Genomic DNA, 310 nt, shown 5'->3' with positions numbered 1-310 from the left:
CCCTGCGCATGCCGCCCCCCAGGATCGGGGGCCGCAGCACGCGGTCGTCGCGGCCGAGCAGCGCGGCGCCGTGCATCTGGCCCGACAGGCCGATGCCGCGCACCTGCGCGAACGCTTGCGGATGCCGTTCGCGCCGCGCCGCGAGCGCGGCGAGCGTGCCTTGCCACCAGTCGTCCGGATGCTGTCCGGCCCAGCGGGGATGCGGCCCCGACAGGGTGAACGGCGAGCGGGCGGCGCCGACGACGGCACCGTCCGGGGCGAGCAGCAGCACCTTCACTTCCGAGGTGCCGAGGTCGATGCCGAGATACAT

At 75.2% G+C, this 310-nt stretch carries 1 protein-coding gene; it reads right to left on the bottom strand.

All coding sequences use genetic code 11. The features are described 5' to 3' along the window. Nucleotides 1–310, bottom strand: a 310-nt coding sequence (locus KVT39_RS36710; RefSeq protein WP_254640803.1) for an FGGY family carbohydrate kinase, incomplete at its 3' end; no start/stop codon positions are given.

It is taken from the genome of Burkholderia sp. GbtcB21, from assembly GCF_019091065.1.
Lineage (GTDB): Bacteria > Pseudomonadota > Gammaproteobacteria > Burkholderiales > Burkholderiaceae > Burkholderia > Burkholderia pyrrocinia_C.
Note: the sequence above shows the minus strand (reverse complement) of the source record. Positions and strands in the feature narration are given on the sequence as shown.